Origin of the sequence: Sphingomonas sp. R1, from assembly GCF_025960285.1 — a bacterium.
Classification (GTDB): Bacteria; Pseudomonadota; Alphaproteobacteria; order Sphingomonadales; family Sphingomonadaceae; genus Sphingomonas.
In genome coordinates this window covers 3796466-3818945 of sequence record NZ_CP110111.1, presented here as the reverse complement: position 1 = coordinate 3818945, position 22480 = coordinate 3796466, and the positions used below count along the sequence as shown (strand labels likewise).

At 67.7% G+C, this 22480-nt stretch carries 19 protein-coding genes; 11 read left to right on the top strand and 8 right to left on the bottom strand.

Annotated features, from left to right (window positions below; genetic code table 11):
* Nucleotides 1-171 precede the first annotated feature (171 nt).
* From OIM94_RS18130 to OIM94_RS18115, 4 genes are read right to left on the bottom strand one after another with little or no spacing between them, the layout of a single operon-like run.
* Nucleotides 172-519, bottom strand: a complete 348-nt coding sequence (locus tag OIM94_RS18130; RefSeq protein ID WP_264608052.1) for an STAS domain-containing protein — start codon at nucleotides 517-519, stop codon at nucleotides 172-174.
* A gap of 20 nt (nucleotides 520-539) precedes the next feature.
* Complete coding sequence (locus OIM94_RS18125; protein WP_264608051.1) at nucleotides 540-3011, bottom strand: SpoIIE family protein phosphatase; 2472 nt, start codon at nucleotides 3009-3011, stop codon at nucleotides 540-542.
* Between the two features lie 6 nt (nucleotides 3012-3017).
* Complete coding sequence (locus OIM94_RS18120) at nucleotides 3018-3446, bottom strand: substrate-binding domain-containing protein (protein WP_264608050.1); 429 nt, start codon at nucleotides 3444-3446, stop codon at nucleotides 3018-3020.
* 11 nt (nucleotides 3447-3457) lie between these two features.
* On the bottom strand, nucleotides 3458-4873 hold the full coding sequence (locus tag OIM94_RS18115) for a hypothetical protein (protein ID WP_264608049.1): 1416 nt from the start codon (nucleotides 4871-4873) through the stop codon (nucleotides 3458-3460).
* A gap of 409 nt (nucleotides 4874-5282) precedes the next feature.
* On the opposite strand from OIM94_RS18115, the gene OIM94_RS18110 reads away from it, so the two are divergent.
* Nucleotides 5283-6941, top strand: coding sequence for a Na/Pi symporter (locus OIM94_RS18110; RefSeq protein WP_264608048.1), 1659 nt, complete (start codon nucleotides 5283-5285; stop codon nucleotides 6939-6941).
* Between the two features lie 6 nt (nucleotides 6942-6947).
* Here OIM94_RS18110 and OIM94_RS18105 read toward each other — a convergent pair whose 3' ends face one another.
* The 3 genes from OIM94_RS18105 to OIM94_RS18095 all read right to left on the bottom strand — a co-directional run bounded on the left by OIM94_RS18105 (nucleotide 6948) and on the right by OIM94_RS18095 (nucleotide 10128).
* Nucleotides 6948-8018, bottom strand: a complete 1071-nt coding sequence (locus tag OIM94_RS18105) for a helix-turn-helix domain-containing protein (protein WP_264608047.1) — start codon at nucleotides 8016-8018, stop codon at nucleotides 6948-6950.
* 95 nt (nucleotides 8019-8113) lie between these two features.
* Nucleotides 8114-9052, bottom strand: a complete 939-nt coding sequence (locus OIM94_RS18100) for a VOC family protein (RefSeq protein ID WP_264608046.1) — start codon at nucleotides 9050-9052, stop codon at nucleotides 8114-8116.
* Nucleotides 9053-9120: 68 nt separating this feature from the next.
* Nucleotides 9121-10128: a LacI family DNA-binding transcriptional regulator gene (locus tag OIM94_RS18095; RefSeq protein ID WP_264608045.1), complete on the bottom strand. Its 1008-nt coding sequence runs from the start codon at nucleotides 10126-10128 to the stop codon at nucleotides 9121-9123.
* A gap of 206 nt (nucleotides 10129-10334) precedes the next feature.
* Here OIM94_RS18095 and OIM94_RS18090 point away from each other — a divergent pair, with 206 nt between their 5' ends.
* Genes OIM94_RS18090 through OIM94_RS18050 form a run of 9 tightly spaced genes read left to right on the top strand, consistent with a single transcriptional unit; the run spans nucleotide 10335 to nucleotide 18923 of the window.
* Entirely contained in the window at nucleotides 10335-11504 is a 1170-nt protein-coding gene (locus OIM94_RS18090; RefSeq protein WP_264608044.1) for an MFS transporter, read from the top strand.
* Complete coding sequence (locus tag OIM94_RS18085; protein ID WP_264608043.1) at nucleotides 11501-12565, top strand: sugar phosphate isomerase/epimerase family protein; 1065 nt, start codon at nucleotides 11501-11503, stop codon at nucleotides 12563-12565. Before OIM94_RS18090 ends, OIM94_RS18085 begins: the two co-directional genes overlap by 4 nt.
* A complete protein-coding gene (locus OIM94_RS18080; protein WP_264608042.1) occupies nucleotides 12562-13710 on the top strand; it encodes a Gfo/Idh/MocA family protein in 1149 nt (382 codons plus the stop codon). The genes OIM94_RS18085 and OIM94_RS18080 overlap by 4 nt, the downstream gene beginning before the upstream one ends.
* Nucleotides 13707-14072, top strand: coding sequence for a c-type cytochrome (locus tag OIM94_RS18075; protein WP_264608041.1), 366 nt, complete (start codon nucleotides 13707-13709; stop codon nucleotides 14070-14072). Before OIM94_RS18080 ends, OIM94_RS18075 begins: the two co-directional genes overlap by 4 nt.
* Nucleotides 14069-14974: a hydroxypyruvate isomerase family protein gene (locus tag OIM94_RS18070; protein WP_264608040.1), complete on the top strand. Its 906-nt coding sequence runs from the start codon at nucleotides 14069-14071 to the stop codon at nucleotides 14972-14974. Before OIM94_RS18075 ends, OIM94_RS18070 begins: the two co-directional genes overlap by 4 nt.
* Nucleotides 14975-14985: 11 nt before the next feature.
* Nucleotides 14986-15816: a DUF1080 domain-containing protein gene (locus OIM94_RS18065; RefSeq protein ID WP_264608039.1), complete on the top strand. Its 831-nt coding sequence runs from the start codon at nucleotides 14986-14988 to the stop codon at nucleotides 15814-15816.
* Entirely contained in the window at nucleotides 15813-16376 is a 564-nt protein-coding gene (locus OIM94_RS18060) for a gluconate 2-dehydrogenase subunit 3 family protein (protein WP_264608038.1), read from the top strand. Before OIM94_RS18065 ends, OIM94_RS18060 begins: the two co-directional genes overlap by 4 nt.
* Entirely contained in the window at nucleotides 16373-17218 is an 846-nt protein-coding gene (locus OIM94_RS18055) for a sugar phosphate isomerase/epimerase family protein (protein WP_264608037.1), read from the top strand. The genes OIM94_RS18060 and OIM94_RS18055 overlap by 4 nt, the downstream gene beginning before the upstream one ends.
* Nucleotides 17219-17249: 31 nt before the next feature.
* A complete protein-coding gene (locus OIM94_RS18050; protein ID WP_264608036.1) occupies nucleotides 17250-18923 on the top strand; it encodes a GMC family oxidoreductase in 1674 nt (557 codons plus the stop codon).
* 16 nt (nucleotides 18924-18939) lie between these two features.
* Here the strand turns inward: OIM94_RS18050 and OIM94_RS18045 are convergent, their stop codons facing one another.
* On the bottom strand, nucleotides 18940-21123 hold the full coding sequence (locus tag OIM94_RS18045; protein WP_264608035.1) for a penicillin acylase family protein: 2184 nt from the start codon (nucleotides 21121-21123) through the stop codon (nucleotides 18940-18942).
* A 27-nt stretch (nucleotides 21124-21150) separates the two neighbouring features.
* Between OIM94_RS18045 and OIM94_RS18040 the strand changes: the two genes are divergently transcribed.
* Entirely contained in the window at nucleotides 21151-22434 is a 1284-nt protein-coding gene (locus OIM94_RS18040) for a metal-dependent hydrolase family protein (protein ID WP_264608034.1), read from the top strand.
* Nucleotides 22435-22480 lie beyond the last annotated feature (46 nt).

Below are 22480 nucleotides of genomic sequence, written 5' to 3'. Positions count from 1 at the left end.
TTCTGGTTGCGGCGCATCAAAGGATCAGGGCCGAAATGGTTGCGGGACATCGCAATCTTTCGCCCCGGTCGCGCACCGGTCGACTAGCGACCTAGCGCAGCTTGGGCGCGGGGGAGAGCTATACCAAGGACTAAGCCGCCCTCCCCCTCCCCGCCAGATGGGATTACGGAATCAGGCGGCGATCAGGCCGCTCGCCGCGGCGCGATCGGGGCAAACCTCGAGGATCTTCAAGAAACCGCTGATCTCGAACAACTCGCGCACCGCCGGGGAGAGGCCGCACAGCAGCAGCCGCCCGCCCGATCGCTTGGCACGCTTCGCCGCCATCAGCACCACGCGCAGCCCGGCGCTGGAGATATAGGCGAGGTGCTCCAGATCGATCACCAGCGCCACCGCCCCGCTGCCGTCGAACAGCGGCTGGATGGTCTGCTCAAGCGTGCCCGATGTCGCGCTGTCCAGCCGGCCGTGCAGCGCCAGCCAGTGGATGCCGTCCTCGGCGATCAGTTCGGAGTGAAAAGCCATGGCTGCTCCTACCATCTCCGCTACGCTTGAGAAGGGGTCGACGCCTGCAGCGTCTTCAACAGAATGATCAGGTTGCCGTTGCCGTCGTTATAGGCATGGGCGATGTCCATCATCGTCTTCACGAGGTGAACCCCGAGCCCCCCGATAGGGCGGTCGTCCAGCTCCAGGTCCAGATCGGGCACCGGCGCCTCGGCGAAGGGATCGAACTTCGGCGCATCGTCCTTGACGATGATCTCCAGCCATTCGGAAGAGCGATTGACGAACACCTCGATCACATGATCCGGCGCGCCGCCCAGGCCGTGGACGATGGTGTTGGTGATCAGCTCTTCGAGACAGACATTGGCGGTGAAGGCCAGATCCGGGCGATCGGGCAGCACCGCTTCCACTGCCTCGGCCAGGCCGGCCAGCTCCCCGACGCGCGAGGCGAGCCGGTGATGGAGCAGTTCCTGCTTGTCGCCCAGGATCACCGGCGGCGGTGCTTCCGCACCAGAGGGACGGGTATCTTCCATGCGGACTCCGGACTTTCGACACAGGACCAGGCACGTCAAGTCGTCTGAGGCTTCCTCGCCGTCGACAAAGGCGGAGACGTCGGCGACCAGTCCCTCCACCAAGGCCCCCGCCCCGGCATCGCGCGAGGTCGCCTCGAACCAGGCGTGGAGGCGCGGATCGCCATAGGCAACACCGTGCCGATCGAACGCCTCGGTCACGCCGTCCGTGTAGAGCAACAGGCATTCCGCCGGCGCGAGGCGCGCGTCGATGCCGCCATAGGTCATGCCCGGCAGCACAGCGAGGGCAATATCGCGGTGGCAGGGGAGCGGCTCGGCGCGACCGTCCGCGCGGCGGACCAGCGGCGCGTGGTGCCCGGCATTGGCATAGCGCAGGCCGCCATCGGCAGGATCGAACACGGCGTAGCAGGCGGTGACGAACAGTTCCATCGGGTTGCGTTCGCACAAGAGATCGTTGGCGCGTGCGAGCACCTCCTCCGGCGCCAGGCCGGACAGCGCCAGATCGAGGATCACGGTGCGCGAGACCGCCATGAAGAACGCCGCGCCGACGCCCTTGCCGGATACGTCCGCCACCAGCATCCCGTAGCGGCCGTCGGCAAGCGCGAAGAAATCATAGAAGTCGCCGCCCAGTTCGCGCGCCGGGTGCATCGCGGCGCTTACCGACCAGCTCGGCTCGTCGGGGAAGGTCTGCGGCAGGATTGCCTGCTGCATGTTGCGGGCGAGGTCGAGCTCTTCCGCCACCCGCAGGGCAGCGCGGCGGAGCTCCGCGTTGCGCTCGGCGAGCTCGGCGGTGCGCAGGCTCACCTGCGACTCCAGCTCGGCCTCGCGCGTCTCGTTCTGGCGCTTGATCACGCCGAGCAGCCGGCCGAACTCGGTCGCCATCGTATTGAAATTGCGCGCGACGAGGACGAGCTCGTCATGCGTCTCCAGCGTGATCCGCGTTTCGAACTCGCCCGCGCAGAAGCGTTCGGTGCCGTCAGACAGGCTCTTCAGCGATCGCAGCGTCGAAATATAGATGCCGGCGAACAGATAGCCGATCGCCCCCAGCGCGCCCGCGATCAGCAGGCCGATGACCCACTGGAAACGCTGGAGCTTGGCCGAGCGGTGCGCCAGACGCGCGTCGACCTCGGACTGCACCTGCTGGAGCAGTCCCTGCGCCGAGGCGACATTGGCGCGGGCGATCCGCGCCAGCTCGCCCAGGGCGGAGGGCATGCCCAGGCTTCGGTCCGCCGCATCCTGCTGTCGGGCGATGCCGGCGAGCAGACGATCGAGCTGCCCGGACAAGGCGCCGCCGCTGCCGCTCAACTGCGCGATACCCGCCCGCATCGCCGGCGCGCTCTCGGTCAGCACCACCTGCGCGCCCAGCGCATAGGAGGCAATGTCGGTGCCGCCGATCGCCAGCGCGTCGTGCTGCTTACCCAGCGTGTCGATCACCACCGGCAGGCGATCGCTCAGCATGTCGAGCGTCGCGTCCAGTTCCGGATCGACATTGAGGCGATAGACGCGTGCCTCGTCCCGGATCAGCGCGAGCACCGCGTTGATCACGCCGGTCGAGGCGGCGAAGCGTACCTGCGGGGTGTCCCCCGCGCCACCTGCGGTACGCCACGCCTGCTCCAGCCGGTCGGCCCCCGCCACCAGCCCGTCGCCACGCGCCACCTTCGCCTGCGCCTGGACCGCATGGTCCAGTGCCGACATCCCTGGCCCCGCACTGCCCCCGAGCAGCGCGCTGCGCCAGCGGATCAGTTCGCCCAGCAGCCGCGTCTGGGCGGCGATGCGCCCGAGCCCCTTCCGCTCGGTTGCGGTGCTGTGCACATCCTTGCGTAGCTGTTCGAGCAACGGTGCGCTCAGCGTGCCCAGCGCCACCAGCACCAGCAGCCCGATCAGCAGATATTTGCGCGGGAAGCTCAGCCGCCCGGAAATCCACACCGTCGGCCCGAAGAACCGGGCATAGGCCTGGTGCCAGGAGGAAGGCGCCGCGCTCGCCATTGCCCGTTAGTGGCTCACGTCCAGCACGACCTTCACCGCCGGCGTTGCGGCCTTGCGACTGACATAGCCGATCGCACCGGGGGTCGCCTGCACCATCCGCGCGACATCCGCCGCGCTCGCGGCCTGGCGCGGGCGGAAGCCCATGCCGGTGAATTCCTGCCGCGCCCAATAGGCCCGGATCTGGCCGACGCTGCGGCCGGTGACCTTGGCATAGAATTCGGCGCGCAGCGGCGAGCCTTCCGCCACGTCGACCGGGGTAATCGGCTTGCCGTCCGACCAGGTCTGGATCTGCTTGAGGAAGATTTGCGTCGCCTTCTGGCTGTCGAGCCGCTCCACGGGTGCCGAGCGGTTGGCAATCACCACCAGCTCGTCGCCGCTACGCCCCGCGCCCGACTGGACCGCGAATGCGACCATGATGGGAAGGATGAGGTTCATCGCGGCTACTCCTAGAACACCAGGTTGAGGGCAAGCGTCGCCAGGTTGGCGGTGCGGTCGATCGGCAACCGCGCCACCGCGAACATGCCAGGCACGCTCGTGGCCGGCGTGGTCAGCCGGTCATATTGCACCTTCAACGCCATGTTGGCGCGCAGATCCCAGCGGGCGCCGAGGCTGAGCGAACGCATCGAGAGATCGGCGTAGGTGCGCGCCAAGGTGAAGGCGCCCTGCATCTGGCCAAGCCCCGCATCGAGCGCCGGATCCAGCCCGGTCGGCCCGAGCGCGTTGGTATCCAGCGGGCCGTCGGTCCGGTGATTCCGGGCATAGGTCATATAGGGCGTGACAGTACCGATGCTGTAGCCGATCGTGCCTTGCCAGCCCTCATACTTGCCGATCATCGCCGACTGCGAGTCGAGCTGCGTCCATTCGCCCAGCAGGCGCAGCGCACGATACGAGGCGTCAAAGCCGATGCTGGTGTAGATCGGGCGGTTGTCGAATGGGTTGGCAAGCGCGGTGATGCCCTGTGCCTTGCCCTTTAGCGCAGCCGCGACCTGCGCGGGCAAGAACGGGTTGCTCGCGGCGAGTGTCAGCCCGCCGGCCAATTGGCCGAGGCCGGCGTTCAGCTGGTCGATGTTCGCGCCCCGCATCGTGTAGCGATGCACCCAGGTGCGCGACGCGCGCAGCGTGACCCAGGGCAGGATCAGGCTCACCGAAGCGCCGTGAACCCCCTTCAGCCGGGCGCGCGCCGCTGTGCCCTGATTGTAGAATTGGTGATCATACCGGCTGTCGCCATAATAGCCCTGTACCAGCACCGCGGTATCGCCCCAGGCGTGGCGGAGCTGCACGTCGCCGCCGTCGAGCGCGCCCACGCTGTTGACGATGCTGTACAGCGGAATCGGCGGGCGGGCGGTGAGATAGGCATAGCCCACTTCCGCCACGTCCGAATCAAAGTAGAGCGGGCTGCGGATGCGACCTAGACGCACCGCGACGTTCCGGCCCAGCTCCTGGCGGACATAGGCCATGCGCAGATCGACGCGCATTCCGTCCCCGTCGGGCCGGGCCACTCCCTGCGCGGTGATCGAAGTGCCGCCGAACGGCCGCCATACGGCCTGCAGCCCTAGGACCGAATCCAGATCGGCGGACAGGCCATGGCGCGACGGATGCGCATCCGAATAGGCAGTAATGACGCCGACGTCGCGATTGTCACTATAGGTGGCGCCCAGCGTGGCGAATCCGGAAAGATGGAAGTTGCTCGGCGCCTTCTCGACAGGCGCGGCTTCCGGCACAGCTTCTTCCTGCGCTCGTGCCGCAGGCGATGCCAAGGAGGCCGCCGCGGCGAGCAGCAGCGTTGCTGCGAGCCGGGATCCGGCGGGCGCCGGCCATGGCTTCGCCGTCGCGCCTGATGCGGCGCCCGCGATGCTGTTCATCGTATGTGTACTCGTCCCCAAAGGATGGCGTGGCCGCCACCTTCCCCCTGCTGCGACAGCGATGCTCGCGTCCCGACAAGCGCGCCGCCTGATACTCGCCGACAGTTTCGTCGACCCTTTTCAGTTACTTCACCCACATCACCAGCAAGGCGCAGCGCCAACAGGCGCCCCCCCCAGCAGCACGATCGCAATGAAACAACGAAGCCACCTACATCGGCGCGTGTGACAGAGATATGACAAGCAGACCTCTGAGAGGATTTGCAGCAGATCTGAGACGTAATGCCATGCCCTTCTGCTGCGAGGGGCCGCTCTTTACTTGTCGCCGTCATGTGGAACGCGCAGGAAAGCGGCCGCACGGGGGGCGACGGACTCGCCTCCCTGCCAGCGCATTCGGGGAAACACGCGTACCATGGATTTCGTCGCCAGCCTGCTCGCCGGCCTGGGGCTGTTCTTCATCGGCATCCGGCTGATCGGAGCCAATCTCAAACAGATGGCCGGCCGCAAACTGCGCCGTCTGATTACCCGCGCAGTGAGCGGGACGGGCTCCACCGCCGCGTTCGGGTTGCTGGCGGGCGCGATCATGCAGAGCGTCAATGCGGTCACGTTCGTCCTCGTCGCGTTGGTCAGCGCCGGTGCGATCGACAAGCGCCGGGCGATGCCGGTGATCAGCTGGGCCAATCTCGGCACGTCGCTGCTGGTGCTGGTCGCGGCGCTGAGCATGCACGATTTCATCCTGCTGCTGATCGGCGTGACCGGCCTCGCCTTCTACTTCAACCTCGATCAGTCGAGCCGATACCGCTATCTCGTCAGCGCACTGCTGGGCGTAGGGCTGCTGTTCCTGGGCGTCGACCTGATCAAGACGGCCGCGCATGCGCTGCGCGATTCCGAAATGCTGCGTGAGGCGATGGCGATGTCGGCGCGCTTCTGGCCGGTCAGCTTTGCGATCGGCCTCGCAGTGGCGATGGTCATCCAGTCCTCTACGACCGTCACCGTCGTCGCCATGGCGATGGCCGGCGCGGCGCTGCTGCCCTTCGCGAGTGGCGCAATGATCGTGATCGGCGCCGGGCTGGGCTCCGGGCTGTCCGGCCTCACCCTTGCCGGCCGGCTTACCGGCAGCGCGCGCCAGCTGGTGCTGTACCAAATCGCGCTGAAGGCAGTTGGCGTCGCGGCGCTGATGCTGCTGTTCCTCGCCGACTGGATCGTCGACGGGCAGATGATCGTCCCGTTGCTCGACCGCATCGGCCTGTCCAAGTCTGCCGAGCTCGCCGCCGTGTATCTCGCCCTGCAATCGGCCTCGACCCTTTGCATGGCGCTGCTGGAAGGCCCGATCTGTCGCCTGATCGAGGCGCAGGCACCGCCCTCGATCGAGGAAGTGCTGGGCAAGCCGCAATATCTGAGCGAGGCCGCGATGGGCGATGCCGATACCGCGATCCTCGTCGCCAATCGCGAACAGGCGCGGCTGCTCGCCAGTCTGCCGCTGTACCTGAACGGCTTGCGCGACGACGGCGATGCCGGCGACCTGAGCGTGCAGGCGCGTTCCGAGGTAGACCGCACCATCGCCCGCGAATGCAACATGTTCCTGGCCGAGCTGGCCGAGCGTTACACCAGCCGCGACGTGCTGGATCAGGCGCTGCGCCTGCGCGACCGCAACGAGCTGATCACGTCCATGCAGTCCTCGCTGGTCGAGCTGGCGGAGAGCGCCGGCGGGGCGGACTATGAGAATGTCCGCGCGCTGCTCCACAGCCTTGTCGAGAGCCTGCATCTGATGCTGGAGACGCTGGCCGACGTCGCCGTAACGCCCGACGCCGACGATCTCGCGATGCTCCGCATGCTGACGCACGACCGCTCGGAACTCATGGACTCGATCCGCCGCCGGATGCAGGCGGAGGCGCTGCCGCACGATGCGCAGCAACGCGCCTTTGCCGCGACGACCGTGTTCGAGCGCTGCGTGTGGCTGCTTCGCCGCTACGTGCTGCTGCTGGATACAGGGCTCGAAGAGGCGCCTGCCGCATCCCGCAGCTTCGAGGAGCCCAGCCGCGCCGGTCCGACGCTGGCACGGGCGATGTAGCGCCACTCAGCCCGGCAGGCGCACCGCATCCATCGTGCGGATCCACTGCGGCAACAGCACCTCGCCACCCGCGACGCTGCGGGGTCCCGGAAGCACGGCGCCGCCCACCCGGGCCTCGCTGGGGGTGATCCCGAACGCCGACCTGAACGCGCGCGAGAAGGTCGACCAGTCGGCGAAGCCCCAGCCATAGGCGATTTCTGCGATCGACCGTCCACGGCAGGCGGGGTCCCCCAAATCGCTCAGCACACGCTCCAGCCGCTGCCGACGGATGAAGTCACCGACGCTCCCGAGCGGCGCGAAGGCCCGGTAAAGCGAGGCACGAGACATGCCCATCGCCTTGGCCACGCTGTCGGGGCCGAGATCGGGTTGGGCGAGATTGGCACGGATGAAGCGCTTGATGCGGAACAGCGCCGCCACCGCGACCGACGCACGCTGCGGCCCCTCCTCCACCATCGGTGCGATCAGGCCGCCGAGCATCAGGCCGGTAGCGCGCGCGACCGCCAGCGCATCGTCCGGCCTTGCGCTGGGCAGGCGCTCGACCAGCATTCGGGCATGGTCGGCCATCAGCTGTGCGCCCAGCGTATCGCGTCCCAGGATCAGTCCGTGCAGCCCATCCAGCCGCGGCTCGTCCAGTCCCAGCGCCGCGTGATGCACGACCATGCTGATATTGTCGCAGCCCTCGGTACGGGTCGCGAACGGACGCGTCATGTCGGCGATGCAGATGTCACCCGGCCGGGTGACCTGCGCCTCGCCGTCGTGCAGCCGCACATCGCAGCCCTTGGTGACGATCTGCACCAGCACCGCCTCGACCCCCGTCTGGGCGACCTTGCGGACATCGCGATCATAGTGGAACGACGCCCCCCACATGCGCGAGCGGCCGATCAGCACGGGTCCGGCGTTGAACCCGTCGAGCCCGACGCTGAAATCGCCCGCCACCTCCGTCCGCCGCGTATCGAAGATCGGATCGACGGACTCGGCATAGGCGTCGAAGCGCAATTCGGGCGGTGCATCGGAAACGTTGAAATAGGGCACGCTCGACGGCGCGTCGCGCATCTGCCCGGCCTGCTGGTTCTGCATGCCTGGCAGTCTACATCAACGAATGCGAAATTGTGACGACAACGTTCTGAACCGCAACGGCGGTGCTCGAACGAGCCTGTCCCGATCCTGTAAAGCTAGCGTTCCGGGCTGTCCGCGGTGAAGGCGGAGCAGCAGGGCTGCATCACCGGCTTAAACTCCATCAACTCCACCCGCGTCCCGTCGGGATCGTAGAAATTCGCCTGCCACTTGCCGTCCAGGCCCATTTGCGGGCCGTCATGCCGCGGGCTCAGCCGATTTTCGCGATACAGCGTGGTCACCGCTGCCTGCATGTTGGCGACGCCGAGCGAGACATGGTTGAGCACCCCCAGCTGCCGCGCATCGACCGATTCCAGCGCCACGTCGGAGCCCGGCCCGACCATCATATATTCCAGCCAGTCGCGCCCGTCGGGCACCTGCTGCGAGACCCAGTCGACCTTGTCGGCATGAAACGCTCCAAACCAGTAAGGCCGAAAGCCAAGCAGCGTGCGGTAGAAGCGGTCCTGTCTGGCGCGATCGTGCACCGCATAGCCGACATGCAGGATTCGCCCGCTGATCGCGCCTTTCTCGGCCGCGGTCGACGCGCTGCCCGGCTGGACGAACTGGACAGCGTTGCCCTCGGGATCCTTGCCGCCGAACCATTGGTCACCCCCCGCCCCGCGCTGCACCGGGCTGAGGTCGCGCATGCCCTGATCAATCAGCCATGTCCGCAGCCGGGCCGCATCGGCGGTGACATAGCCGACATGGGCGAGCATGCTCGGGCCGTGCTGCTTGGGTGCGGGCAGCACCTCCACGAATTGCCGCGGGCTGAAATAATAGCGCACGCCGGCGGGATCCTCCGGATCCGCCCCCTTCCGTGCGCCGAGCACGACGCGGTAGAAATGGTCGGTCGCGGCCATGTCCGTCGCATAGACGGCAAGGTGCGAGATGCCGATGACCGGCGGACGGCCTTGCGTGGCAGGCGCTGCCCCGATCATCGTCGCGGTGATCAGCGCAAGCGCGGTGCAGCGCGCGGCGGCGGTACGCAGGGTCGGCATCGTCTCTCTCCCAGCAGGCGTCGTCTTTCGGCCGCCTTTCCAGCATCATAGCAGCTCGCGACGACCTGTCACCGGGGCGTTGGCGCGGGCCCGGTGCTGGCGCGGCGGATCAGCTCATGCACCAGCGTAATCTGGCGCTCGGCGGGCTCCACGCCGCGCAGAATGCCGACAAGCAGTTCCACCGCCCGCCGCCCGATCATCCCCTTGGGCTGGGCGATGGTGGTCAACGCCGGGTGGAAGAAGCGCGCGAGCGGCAGGTCGTCAAAGCCGATGACGGAAACGTCCTCCGGGCAGGACCGCCCGCTGGCGCTCACCGCACTGATCGCTCCCAGCGCCATCTCGTCGCTGAAGCAGAAGATCGCGGTGACGCCCTTGGCCAGCAGCGCCCGCGCGCCCCGGTGCGCGGAATCGGCGCCGTAATCGCCCTCGTACAACTGGAGCTCGTCCGCCAGCCCGTGCCGCTCGGCCGCCCGCAACGCGCCGGCAAGGCGATCGCGGCTGATCGGACTGATCGGCGGCCCGGTGATCACGCCGATGGCGCGGTGACCGAGTTCCACCAGATGCTCGACCGCATCGGCACTGGCAGCGGCATTATCTATATGCACGCTCGGCACGCCGATGTCGGCGCTATATTCGCAGCCATTGACGATCGGTGCCGCGGCGCCCTGCCGGGCGACGAGCGCCTCGAGGCTGGCGGGCAGCCGATGGCCTAGGAAAACGAGCCCATCCACCTCGCGGCGCGACAGCATCTCGGCATATTGGTCCTCCACCTCGGGATCGTGGCGGGTATCGCCAAGCACCACAGCGTACCCCGTGTCGCGCGCCGCCTCTTCCGCGCCGCGGATGACGCTGGCGAAAAAGGGATTGGAAATGTCCGGCACGGTCAGCAGGATCTTGGCGGCGCGCAATGTGCGCAGCGTCCGCGCGGCGACGTTCGGGCGGTAATCGAGCGCCTCGACAACCTCCATCACGCGTACCCGCGTCGCTTCGGCCACCCGTCCTGGCTGGCTGAGCACGCGCGAGACGGTCGCCGTGGAAACGCCGGCAGCCGCGGCAACCTCGATAATCGTAGCCATGCAGGTACCTTTGTCGGTTGCGATGGGCCGTGTCGAGCCCCGTCGATGTAATCCTTTACATCACTTGTCGGAGTGCATAGGCTGCGATTCGAACAGCGGCAAAGCCGCATTCGGGGGAGAGGGCGCGCATGGTCGCTGCTGAAGGGTTTGTTGCGGGCCGCGCACAGTCACTGTCGGGATTGCTCACGGGGCGCCTCAGCGCGCTGATGTTCTTGCAGTTCTTCGTCTGGGGCGCGTGGAACGTTACGCTCGGGCTGGTGATGCAGACCGTCGGGCTGGGTAGCCTGATCGCCAACGCGTTCTCCGTCGGCCCCATCGCCTCGATTGTCGGATCTTTCCTGCTCGGGATGGCCGCAGCGCGGTTTCTCAGCCCCAGGATGCTGATGGTGGCTTTGCACCTCATCGGCGGCGTGCTGCTCTTTATCCTGCCGACGCTGCTCACGCCCGAGCATGGCGCAAGCTTCGTCTGGCTGCTGCTCGGCTACATGATCCTCTACATGCCGACCGTGGGCCTGGCGAACACGATCGCGCTCAAGAGCTTCGGCGAGCGCGTCGACCGCTTCCCCTTCGTCCGCGCCTTTGGCACGCTGGGCTGGATCGTCGCCGGGCTGATCATCGGCTGGGCGCACCTCTCCGCCAGCCCGCAGATCTTCCAGGTGGCGGGCGTCGTCTCGCTCGCGCTGGGCCTCTACAGCATCACCCTGCCCAATGTTCAGCCCGATGCGCCGCAGGGCAAGAGCCTGGCCGCGGAGGTATTCTGCACCGCAGCCTTCGGGCTGATGCGTAACCGCTCGTTCCTGATCTTCATCCTCTGCGCGACCCTGATCTCGATCCCGCTGGCGATGTATTATGCCTATGCCTCGCCCTATGTCGGGGTGGTGGGGATCGAGAATGTCGGCGGCACGCTGGCGATCGGGCAGATGTCCGAACTCGTCTTCATGTTCTCGATGCCGTGGCTCTATCGCCGCTTCGGGGTGAAGCCGCTGCTGCTCGTCGGCATGATTGCCTGGGCGGTGCGCTATGCGCTGTTCGCCATCGGCGACGGCGGTGCGGGGATCTGGGCGATCTATCTCGGCGTCGCGCTGCACGGCGTGTGCTATGACTTCTTCTTCGTCGCCGGCGCCATCTACACCGGCACCATCGCCACGCCCAAGGGCGTCAACGCCCAGGCGCAGGGCATGTTGACGCTGTTCACCTACGGCGTGGGCATGCTGCTCGGCTCGCAGATCGGCGGGCTCCTCTACGCCCAGCTGCCGGCGAACGCGACCGTCGCCGACTGGCACCATCTCTGGTGGTATCCGGCGATCGCCGCCGCGGTGATCGCGCTCCTTTTCCAGTTCACCTTCAAGAACAATCGTAACGAGGTGCACGCATGACCGCGATGCAGGGCCCCGGCATCTTCCTCGCCCAGTTTCTCGGCGACGCCGCGCCGTTCGACACGCTCGACCACATGGCCGAATGGGCCGCACGGCTCGGCTATGTCGGGGTGCAGATCCCGTGCGATCCGCGATTGATCGATCTGCAACAGGCGGCCGAAAGCCAGGCCTATTGCGACGATCTCCGCGCCCGGCTCGACAAGTTCGGCATCCAGCCGACCGAGCTTTCGACGCACCTCCAGGGCCAGCTGGTCGCGGTCCATCCGGCGTACGACACGCTGTTCGACGGCTTCGCGCCGGCCGAGCTCCACGGCAAGCCCGCCGAGCGCCAGGCCTGGGCGGTCGAGCAGGTCAAGCTCGCCGCCCGCGCCAGCGGCCGGCTGGGGCTGAAGGCGCATGCCACCTTCTCGGGCGCGCTCGCCTGGCCCTATGTCTATCCCTGGCCGCAGCGCCCCGCGGGTCTCGTCGAGGAGGCGTTCGCCGAGCTCGCCCGCCGCTGGCTGCCGATTCTCGACGTGTTCGAGGAAGCGGGCGTCGACTGCGCCTATGAGATCCATCCCGGCGAGGACATTCATGACGGCGCCAGCTGGGAGCGTTTCCTCGAGGCGGTGAACCACCACCCGCGCGCGCGCATCCTGTTCGATCCGTCGCATTATGTGCTGCAGCAGCTCGACTATCTCGACTTCATCGATCGCTATCACGATCGGATTTCCTGCTTCCACGTGAAGGATGCGGAGTTCAACCCGACCGGACGCAGCGGCGTCTATGGCGGGTACGAGAGCTGGGTGAACCGCGCCGGCCGCTTCCGCTCCACCGGGGACGGCCAGGTCGATTTCGTCGGCATCTTCAGCAAGCTCGCCCAGTACGGCTATCGCGGCTGGGCCGTGATCGAGTGGGAATGCGCGCTGAAGAACAGCGAGGACGGCGCCCGCGAAGGCGCGCCGTTCATCCGCGACCATATCATCCGCGTCACCGAGCGCGCCTTCGACGATTTCGCCTCGAGCGGCGTCGACAAGGACGCGATTCGCAATCTGCTCGGGCTAGGAAGCCGCGACGCATGATCCGGCATCCGCTAAGGCTCGGCATGGTCGGCGGCGGCGAGGGCGCGTTCATCGGCGCCATTCACCGCATGGCCGCGGCGCTGGACGGCGACTGGCGGCTTACCGCCGGCGCGTTCAGCACCGATGCGGGCAAGAACACCCGCACCGGCGACCTGCTCGGGCTCGATCCGGCGCGGGTCTATGCGACCTATGACGCGCTCCTCGCAGGCGAAGCGGCGCTGCCGGAGAGCGAGCGCATCGATGCGGTCGCGATCGTCACCCCGAACCACCTTCACGCGCCGGTCGCCATCGCTGCGCTGAACGCCGGCTTCCACGTCTTCTGCGAAAAGCCGATGGCGATGAACGGCGACGAGGCCCGCGCCATCGCCGCCGCCGCGCGAGAAAGCGGCAAGCAGTTCGCTCTCGCCTTCACCTATAGCGGCTATCCGCTGGTCGAGGAGGCGCGCGCCCGCATCGCACGCGGCGACTTCGGCGCAATCCGGCTGGTGCAGGTGGAATATATCCAGGGCTGGCTGAGCGGTTCGCTCGACACCGAGGGCAACAAGCAGGCCGAATGGCGCACCGATCCCGCGCGCGCCGGGCTCGGCGGTTGCCTCGGCGATATCGGGACCCATGCCTTCCACCTCGCCGAGCTGGTCTCCAGCCTGCGCGTCGAGCAGCTGTCCGCCGAACTGGCGACGCATGTCCCTCGTCGGAGACTCGACGACGATGTCAGCGCGCTTCTCCGTTTCGAGGGCGGCGCGCGCGGCACCCTGAAGGCGACGCAGGTCGCCGCCGGGGAAGAAAACGGCCTGCGCCTGCGCATCCACGGCGAGCGCGGCGGGCTGGACTGGGCGCAGATGGAGCCGAACACGCTCACGCTGCGCTGGATCGATCGCCCCGCGGAGATTCTCCGCGCCGGCGGGCCCGGCCTGGGGGCGGGTATCCCCCCCCTTCTCCGCACCCCGGCCGGGCATCCCGAAGGCTATATCGAAGCGTTCGCCAATCTCTATCGCGGGTTCGCAGGGCTGCTTCGCGGCGACACCGAAGTCCGCGTGCCCGGCCTGGTCGACGGGCTGCGCACCATGACGTTCGTCGAAGCGATGATCGCCAACGCCGCCGGCGACGCCAAATGGACCGACCTTCCCAACGGAGACTATGCATGAGATTCTGGATGGCCCTGGCCGCAACCGCGGCGCTCACGGCGTCCGCCCCCGCCTGGGCGCAGACCGCCGCCCCGCCCGCCTTCGCCGCGTGCAAGGCGTGCCACACCGTCGACAAGGGCGGCAAGAACGGCGTCGGCCCCAATCTGAACGGTGTCGTCGGACGGCCCGCCGCCTCGGCGCCGGGCTTCAATTACTCGACGGCGCTCAAGAATTCGAAGCTGACCTGGGATCCGGCGACGCTCGACCAGTTCCTCACCGCGCCGATGAAGAAGGTGCCCGGCACCCGCATGCCGATCGGCATGGCGGACCCCGCCAAGCGCGCACAGATCATCGCCTATCTCAAGGCGGCAGGCGGCAAATGAGCGTGTCGCGCCGCACCGTGCTGGCCGGTGCCGCCGCGGCGCCGCTGGTGGCGTCCTCGGCCGCGCGCGGCCAGTCGAACGCGGCACGCTTCTCGCTCCATTTCGCGCCGCACGAGGGCAGCTTCGCCAGCCGCGGCAACCGGTTGGAGCAGATCGCCTTCGCCGCCGATCAGGGCTTCACCGCCTGGGAGGATAACGAGGCCGCCAGCCGCCCGATCGACGAGCAGGTTGCGATGGCCAAGGCGCTGTTCAGCCGCGGCATGAAGATGGGCGTGTTCGTCGCCGCCATGCCGAAATGGGCGCAGTCCCGCCCGATCCTGGGCGCGAACGACGGTGCCGAGCGCGAGGCCTTTCTGGCGGATATCCGCGCCTCGATCGACGTCGCGAAGCGGCTCGAGGCGACGCGGGTGACGGTGGTCACCGGCTTCCTCGACCCCAAGGTGCCGCTCGACATCCAGACCGCGCGCGTGATCGACACGATGCGACGCGCCGGCGACATCGTCGCCCACCATGGTTTCGCACTGGTCATGGAGCCGCTCAACACCCGCACCAACCATCCCGGCGTCTACATGCAGAGCATCGCGCAAGGGTTTGCCGTGGCGCGCGGGGCGAACAGCCCGGGGATCAAGGTGCTCGCCGATCTCTATCACGAGCAGATCCAGTCCGGGAACCTGATCCCGACGCTCGACATGTGCTGGAGCGAGATCGGCTATATCCAGTTCGGCGACAATCCGGGTCGCAAGGAGCCCGGCACCGGCGAGGTCAACTACGCCGGAATCGTCCGCTGGCTGCGAGCCAAGAAATATGCCGGCGTGATCGGCATGGAACACGGCAATTCGGTGGAAGGGCGCGCGGGCGAGGAGCGGCTGATTGCCGCCTATCGCACGATAGACGCCGGCTAAGGAGAGAAGCAATGTCGAGACGCAGCGCCCTGCTGCTGGCCGTTCTGACAGCGATGGCAGCCACCCCGGCCGCAGCGCAGGAGAAGCCGGGCTTCAAGGATACCCCGATCCTGCCGGGCGGCGGAAACTGGCATGTCCATGACTCGGACCGGCCCTACCCCGCCACCGTCACCCCCGCGACCCAGCCGGGCGGCGCGCCTTCGGACGCTGTCGTGCTGTTCGACGGCCGCTCGCTGGATGCCTGGACCGCGCAACGCAAGCTATGGCCGGTCGAGGGCGGCGTGCTCACCGTGCCCAGCCGCGCGAGCAGTGGCGGCGAAAACGCGCTGATCTCCAAACAGAGCTTCGGCGACGTGCAGCTGCACCTGGAGTTCCGCTCGCCCAATCCGCCGACCAAGAGCTCGCAGGATCGCGGCAACAGCGGCATCTGGTTCATGCAGCGCTACGAGATTCAGATTCTCGACGGCTATCAGAACGCCACCTATGCCGATGGCACGGTCGGTGCGGTCTATGGCTGGAAACCGCCGCTGGTGAACCCGGCGCGCAAGCCCGGCGAATGGCAGAGCTATGACGTGGTGTTCGAGCGCCCCCGCTTCGCCGCCGACGGCAAGCTGCTGCGCCCCGCTTATATCACCGCGTTCCTCAACGGCGTTCTGGTGCAGAACCACCAGGCCATGCTCGGTACCACCAACTGGCGCCACGTCGCCGAATATGCCGCGCATGCCGATGCCCTGCCGATCCAGCTGCAGGACCATGACTCGCCGGTGTCGTTTCGCAACATCTGGGTGCGCCCGCTGCCCGAAGGCGCGATCGCGCAGGACCTTCCGGGAGACCGCAAATGATCCTCGACCGCCGCGCCGCACTGACCGGCGTGCTTGCCCTGTTCGGGTCGGCCGTGTTCGCGCCGCTCGCCCGCGCCGCGCAGATGACCGCCGCGCAGCTGATCCCGGACGGTCCGCCGAGCGTCGCCGTGTTCAGCCCCGCCCAGCGCGCGCTGATGACCGCGCTCAGCGAGCGGGTGATCCCCACCACCGATACGCCGGGCGCGATCGCCGCGGGAGTTCCCGCCTTCATCGAGAAGCTGCTGGCGGACTGGGCCTCGCCCACCGACCGCGTGCCGATACTCGCCGGGCTCGACGCGATCGAGGCGCGGTCGCAGCAGGACCACAAGGTCGCCGCCGACAAGGCGACGCCCGAGCAGCAGGATGCGCTGCTCTCCCTGGCGATGAACGGGGCGATCCCCGGCGGCCAGACCTTCTTCGAGGCGTTCCGTCAGCTGGTGATCACCGGGTACTATACCTCGGAGATCGGCATCACCCAGGAACGCGAATATCTGCCGGTGCCGGGCGAATATAACGGCGCCTTCCCCTATTCCCAGGTCAACAAGGTGTACAGCGCATGATGCTCGATCGACGCACTCTGCTCGCCGGCGCGGGCAGCGCCACCGCTCTCGCCGTGATGGGGCGCCTGGTCCCCGCGGCCCACGCCGCCCAGATCAAGGCGGTGGGCATCCAGCTCTATACCGTGCGCGACATCTTCCAGAAGGATCCCGCGGGCACGCTCGCGGCGATCGCGAAGATCGGCTATCGCGAGATCGAGTTCGGCGGCGGCGGCTATGACACCATGGACCCGGCAATGCTCCGCCGCGCCATGGACGAGGCCGGCCTGCGCTGCCCCTCGCTCCACATCGGCTATGACGCGCTGCTCGGCCAGTTCGACAAGTCGGTCGCGATGGCGCGCGCGCTCGGCGCGCAGACGGTGGTGCTGCCGTACATGACTGACCAGCACCGCACCGAGGCCGGCTGGAACGCCGCACTGCCGAACTTCAACAAGTTCGCGCGCGAGCTGAAAAAGGCGGGCTTCGGCTTCGCCTATCACAACCATGATTTCGAGTTCACCAACAAGCCGGGCGGCGTGACGCTGTACGATCGCTTCCTCAAGGAAACCGACCCCGCGCTGGTGAAGATCGAACTCGATCTCTATTGGGCGAAGCGCGCTGGCCAGGATCTGCCCGCATTGATCGACCGGCTGAACACCCGCCTCTATTCCTATCATGTGAAGGACATGCGCGCCGATGGCAGCATGGCTGCGGTGGGCACCGGCACGATCGACTTCGCCGCGCTGTTCAAGCGCAAGGCAAGCGCGGGCGTGCACCATTTCTACGTCGAGAATGATCAGGCCCCCGCGCCCTATCTTCCGGACATCACCACCAGCTTCAAGACGCTGCAGACGCTGCGCTTCTAAACCAACAACACTCCCTGGGAGAGGGAACATCATGGCTGCAACCAACAGGTTCGACGCGATCGTCATCGGCTCGGGCGTCAGCGGCGGTTTTGCCGCGAAGGAACTCACCGAAAAGGGACTTCGCGTGCTGATGCTCGATCGCGGCCGCATGGTCGAGCATGGCGAGGACTATCCGTACGACGGCAAGCCCGCCTATGACGTTCCCGCCCGCAACATCATGCCCAAGGGCCTGCAGGAACGCGACTATTTCATCGCCAAGCGCGGTTATGTGCAGCCGAGCAATGTCGGCTTCTACAACAACGATCGCCTCAACCCCTATGCCTTTGACGAAGGCAGCAAATTCTACTGGATCCGCCCCGGCGCGGTGGGCGGCAAGTCGCTGATCTGGGGGCGCTGGAGCTTCCGCTGGGCGCCGGAGGACTTCGAGGCGAACAAGCGCGAGGGCGTCGATGGCGCCTGGCCGATCGGCTATGACGACCTCGCGCCCTGGTACGCGAAGGTCGAGGACTATATCGGCGTGTCGGGCTCGCGCGAGAACCTGCCCTATCTGCCGGACAGCAACTTCCAGCCGCCGATGCCGATGAACGTCGCGGAGAAGTGGCTGAAGGAACGGCTGGAGGCCAAATTCCCCGGCCGCAAGCTGATCCACACCCGCCTGTCCAACATGACCGAAGACAAGCCAGACCAGGGCCGCACCAAGTGCCAGTTCCGCAACCAGTGCGGCAATGGCTGCTCGTTCGGGGCCTATTTCTCGACCCAGGCAGTCACCCTCCCCGCCGCGCGCGCGACCGGCAAGCTGACGCTCCAGTCGGACGCGGTGGTGACCAACATCGAGTATGATGCCGCGAAGAAGCGGGTCACCGGCGTGCGCTATGTCGATGCCAAGACCGGGCAGGCGCAGGTGGTGAACGCCGACCTCGTCTTCCTCTGCGCCTCGGCGATGGGATCGAACCAGATCCTGCTCAACTCACGCGCGCCCGGCAGTGAACGCAGCCATTTCGACAGCAGCGGGACGCTGGGCCGCTATGTGATGGACCATATCTTCCGCGTCGGCATCGACGGCGAGATCCCGGGCATGACCGACCTGATCGAATATGGCCGGCGCCCCGGCGGCGTCTACATCCCGCGCTTCCGCAACATCGGCGGCGACGAAGGCGTGGGGTTCCGGCGGGGCTATGGCTATCAGGGCAGTGCGCGGCGCGATCCGGCGGCCCCGGTTGGGTTCGGCGCCGCGATGAAGCACGGCATGCGCCGCTACGGCCCGTGGCGCTTCAGCATGGGCGCGTTCGGCGAGTGCCTGCCCTACAAGGACAATCGCGTCTCGCTCCACCCCAGCAAGGTGGATCGCTTCGGGGTGCCGCTGATGCGCTTCGACGTGACTTTCCGCGAGAACGAGCTGCGGCTGATCGCCGATGCGCGCACCCAGGGCGAGGCGATGCTGCGCGCGGCCGGGCTGCAGAACGTGAAGAGCAGCGAGGGCGATCACGTCCCCGGCGATGCCATCCACGAAATGGGCGGCGCGCGCATGGGCGCCGATCCGCGCAGTTCGGTGCTGGGCAGCTTCAGCCAGGCGCATGACGCACCAAACCTCTACGTCACCGATGGCGCGCAGATGGCCTCGGCCTCGTGCGTCAACCCGTCGCTCACCTTCATGGCGCTGACGATGCGCGCCGCCGACCACGCGGTGAAGCAGCTCCGCGCCTGACGATGCCCGAGCGTCGTTACTGCCCCGGCCGGTAGCGACGCTCGACATGCCCGGCGAGTTCGTCCGGGTAGAAATAGACCTTCCGCAAATTGCCGCTGGCGTAGCGGACGATCTGGTCGGCAAAGTGCGGCGAGGCCGGGTCGCCGCTCTGGCCGCCGGCCATCACCGCGCTGGCGGCGACGCGCGGCCCGAACGACACCACCGCCACGAAGCTGTTGCCGCTGCTGCCATAATAGCGCTTCGTGCCTGGCCAGGTCTTCGCCCCGAACGAAGCGAGGCTGCCCCACTGCGCCGAAGTGAACGGCACCGGCACCGAGGGCTTGGCATCGTCGAAATGCGGCTGGAGCGCATCGTCGAGCCGCTGGAAGCGATTGATCTGCCCCCAGGGCGTGCGCCAGCTGCCGAAGTCTCGCGTCAGCCGATCGACCGCCACCGACAGCGCCGCCAGCCGGGTGGCCGCATCGACCTTGGCGGCGATATAATCGGGTACGTTCATTCGCTCGGCCTGGGCGAAGCTGCCTACCTCGCGCCACAGCTGGTCGCCCCAGAACACCGTGATGCTGGTGGCCACCGAATCCGCGCGCCAGCGATGGTCCCAGCCCGCCAGTGTCGCGATCGGTTCGGCCAGTGCTGCGCGACGCGGATCGCTCTCCGGCAGCGCGCGCCATGCGGCAACCAGTTCGGGCACCAGCTTGGCGAAGGCCGGAAGATACGGATCGAACGCCGCCGCGCGCAGCCGCTCCGCCGTCCAGCCGCTCTTGCCGGTGAGCAGCAGGTCCGCATGGACGCCGCGGGCATTGCCGCCCACCTGGTCCATGTAGCGCGGATAATCCTTCGCCCTGGGGCTGTCCGGCCCGGCGGCCTCCCACGGCCAGTCATTGGTATTGTGCGCCCAGCCGACCTTCGGGTTAAGCACGCTTGGCAGGCTCGGGAGCGTGTGCAACCCCTTCCAGTCGGTCGCCGGATCGCTGCCGTCGACCGGGCGGGTATAGTCGAAGCGATCGTCGCGCACCGGCATACACTGCGGCATCAGGAACGCGATCTCGCCCTTCGAATCCGCAAACAGCGTGTCGTTGGAGGAATTGGCCTTGCGCTCGGCGACCTGGAGGTAGCGCGCGAGATCGGTCGCCTTGGTGCGCAGGAAGCTCTGCTCCAGCGCCGGCACCGGGCGCCACATCAGCGCAGTGGCGATCCACCGCCCGTCCTTCGCTGCGACGATCGGCCCGTGATGCGTTCGCCAGGTGGTGAAGCGCCGCTCGCCCGTCGTGCCGTCAGCCTTGCGATAGCGCAGCGTCACCACCCGCGCCGTCACCGGCCGGGTCTCTTTGCCATAGCGATAGGCCCAGCCCTGCCCCGCCCGCACGACCCGCTCAGCAAAGGCATCGACATTGTCGACGGTGGACGAGGTGTGCATCCACCCCGCATGCGCGTTGAAGCCCTGGTAGATGAAGAACTGCCCCCAGGTGCTCGCGCCATAGGCGTTCAGCCCCTGCTCGCTTGTCACCTGCGCCTCGGAGCGGAAGTAGAAGCTGGTATGCGGGTTGATCAGCAGCAGCGCGCGGCCGTCTGCGGTGCGCGTCGGCGCGATCGCGATGCCGTTGGAGCCCGAAGGCTCGCGCGGCACGATGCCCTCCTCCTCTGGCGTCGGCGGGGTGGGATTGCCGTAGAAGGTCTTGAGGTCGCTCAGCGAGATACGCTCGATATCGCCGCCGATGCTGCCCTCGGTGAAGCTCAGCGCCATCCACGGCTCGAAGCGGGTGAGCACCTTGGGCTTCACCTGCGGGTGCGTCGCCAGATAATAGTTCAGGCCGTCCGCCCAGGCCTGCATCAGCGCCTGCAGCCAGGACGGGCTGCGGGCATAGTCTTGCTTCAACTCCTCCGGATCAACGAACAGCTGCTGGCGCAGATCGGCCCAGAGCGCGCCCTCGCCCTCCGCCTCGGCGGTGCGGCCCAGCGCGGCGAGATAGTTCGCCTCGATCCGCCCGAAATCATCCTCGGCCTGGGCGTAGATCATGCCGAACACGGCATCGGCATCACGCTTGCCGCGGATATGGGGAACGCCCCAGTCATCGCGGGTAATCGTCACGCGGTCCGCCTGTGCCTGCCACCGGGCGCGCTCCGGATCCGGCGCGGCGGCCGTCGCCCCCAACAAGGCCAGCAAAAGCAGCGGATTGCGCGCACGGCGGATCAGCGTATCCATGGCGCGAGACTAGAAGAGGGGGAGCAGATGGCCAAGCACTGGTTCGCGGTTCTGGCCGCGCTGGCACTGGGCGGCACGGCGACAGCGCAGCAGGCAGCGCCGCCCGCCATCCTGCTCAAGCCCGCTGCCGTGTTCGACGGGATCGACGGGCAGAGCCATGCCGGCTGGCAGGTGCTGGTGCGCGGCGACCGGATCGTCGCGGTCGGCCCTAACCTCACCGCCCCCGCCGACGCAAAGGTGATCCCGCTCGACGGCGACACGCTGATGCCCGGCATGATCGAGGGCCACGCCCACCTCTTCCTCCACCCCTATAACGAGACGAGCTGGGACGATCAGGTGCTGCACGAGCCCCTCGCGCTCCGCACCGCCCGTGCCGTGGCGCAGGCCCGTGCGACGCTGCACGCCGGCTTCACCAGCCTGCGCGATCTCGGCACCGAGGGAGCCGGCTATGCCGATGTCGGGCTCAAGGCGGCGATCGACCAGGGCATCGTCGAGGGCCCCCGGCTGCAGGTAGCGACCCGTGCCATCGTCGCCCTCGGTGCCTATGGCCCCAAGGGCTTCGAGCCGGGTATCGAGGTCCCGCAGGGCGCCGAGGAAGTCTCCGGCCCCGAACAGATGGTCGCCGCGGTCCGCCGCCAGATTGCCGCCGGGGCCGACTGGATCAAGCTCTACGCCGATTATCGCTGGCGGCCCGGCGAGGAAAGCCGTCCGACGCTCAGCCTCGAGGAAATGAAGGCCGCCGTCGCCGCCGCGCACGACGCGGGCCGCCCGGTCGCGGTGCACGCCGCCACCGCCGAGGGCATGCGCCGCGCGATCGAGGCCGGGGTCGACACGATCGAGCATGGCTATGGCGGCACGCCCGCGATCTTCGCCGCGATGGCCGCGAAGAAGATCGCACTGTGCCCCACCCTGGCGGCTTCGGATGCGACGTCGCGCTATCGCGGGTGGAGCGGCGCGGAGCCTGCGCCCGCTGCCGTGCGGATCAACCGGGAGAGCTTCCGCCTGGCACTGAAGGCCGGGGTGCCGATCTGCATGGGCGGCGACGTCGGCGTCTTCGCGCATGGCGACAATACCGGAGAGATGGTGCTCATGGCCGCTGCCGGTATGCGCCCCGCCGACGTGCTGCTGGCCGCGACGTCGGGCAATGCGCGCTGGTCCGGCCTGGCCGGGCGAGTGGGCGCGCTGAAGCCCGGGCTGCTCGCCGATCTCGTCGCTGTCGCGGGCGATCCCACCCGCGACATCGCCGCGGTCCGCACTGTCCGCTTCGTGATGAAGGGCGGCAGCGTGGTGGGCGGCTCTCCCGCCAGGTAGCGGGCATCCGGGGCCGTGTAGAGACAGTGTAGTGGAATGGCTGGGG

Coding starts and splice junctions, on each gene's coding strand:
- OIM94_RS18120 (WP_264608050.1), bottom strand. CDS start 3,446: ATGAACCTCATCCTTCCCATCATGGTCGCATTCGCGGTCCAGTCGGGC.
- OIM94_RS18110 (WP_264608048.1), top strand. CDS start 5,283: ATGGATTTCGTCGCCAGCCTGCTCGCCGGCCTGGGGCTGTTCTTCATC.
- OIM94_RS18100 (WP_264608046.1), bottom strand. CDS start 9,052: ATGCCGACCCTGCGTACCGCCGCCGCGCGCTGCACCGCGCTTGCGCTG.
- OIM94_RS18065 (WP_264608039.1), top strand. CDS start 14,986: ATGTCGAGACGCAGCGCCCTGCTGCTGGCCGTTCTGACAGCGATGGCA.
- OIM94_RS18095 (WP_264608045.1), bottom strand. CDS start 10,128: ATGGCTACGATTATCGAGGTTGCCGCGGCTGCCGGCGTTTCCACGGCG.
- OIM94_RS18125 (WP_264608051.1), bottom strand. CDS start 3,011: ATGGCGAGCGCGGCGCCTTCCTCCTGGCACCAGGCCTATGCCCGGTTC.
- OIM94_RS18080 (WP_264608042.1), top strand. CDS start 12,562: ATGATCCGGCATCCGCTAAGGCTCGGCATGGTCGGCGGCGGCGAGGGC.
- OIM94_RS18070 (WP_264608040.1), top strand. CDS start 14,069: ATGAGCGTGTCGCGCCGCACCGTGCTGGCCGGTGCCGCCGCGGCGCCG.
- OIM94_RS18115 (WP_264608049.1), bottom strand. CDS start 4,873: ATGAACAGCATCGCGGGCGCCGCATCAGGCGCGACGGCGAAGCCATGG.
- OIM94_RS18045 (WP_264608035.1), bottom strand. CDS start 21,123: ATGGATACGCTGATCCGCCGTGCGCGCAATCCGCTGCTTTTGCTGGCC.
- OIM94_RS18050 (WP_264608036.1), top strand. CDS start 17,250: ATGGCTGCAACCAACAGGTTCGACGCGATCGTCATCGGCTCGGGCGTC.
- OIM94_RS18130 (WP_264608052.1), bottom strand. CDS start 519: ATGGCTTTTCACTCCGAACTGATCGCCGAGGACGGCATCCACTGGCTG.
- OIM94_RS18055 (WP_264608037.1), top strand. CDS start 16,373: ATGATGCTCGATCGACGCACTCTGCTCGCCGGCGCGGGCAGCGCCACC.
- OIM94_RS18040 (WP_264608034.1), top strand. CDS start 21,151: ATGGCCAAGCACTGGTTCGCGGTTCTGGCCGCGCTGGCACTGGGCGGC.
- OIM94_RS18090 (WP_264608044.1), top strand. CDS start 10,335: ATGTTCTTGCAGTTCTTCGTCTGGGGCGCGTGGAACGTTACGCTCGGG.
- OIM94_RS18105 (WP_264608047.1), bottom strand. CDS start 8,018: ATGCAGAACCAGCAGGCCGGGCAGATGCGCGACGCGCCGTCGAGCGTG.
- OIM94_RS18075 (WP_264608041.1), top strand. CDS start 13,707: ATGAGATTCTGGATGGCCCTGGCCGCAACCGCGGCGCTCACGGCGTCC.
- OIM94_RS18085 (WP_264608043.1), top strand. CDS start 11,501: ATGACCGCGATGCAGGGCCCCGGCATCTTCCTCGCCCAGTTTCTCGGC.
- OIM94_RS18060 (WP_264608038.1), top strand. CDS start 15,813: ATGATCCTCGACCGCCGCGCCGCACTGACCGGCGTGCTTGCCCTGTTC.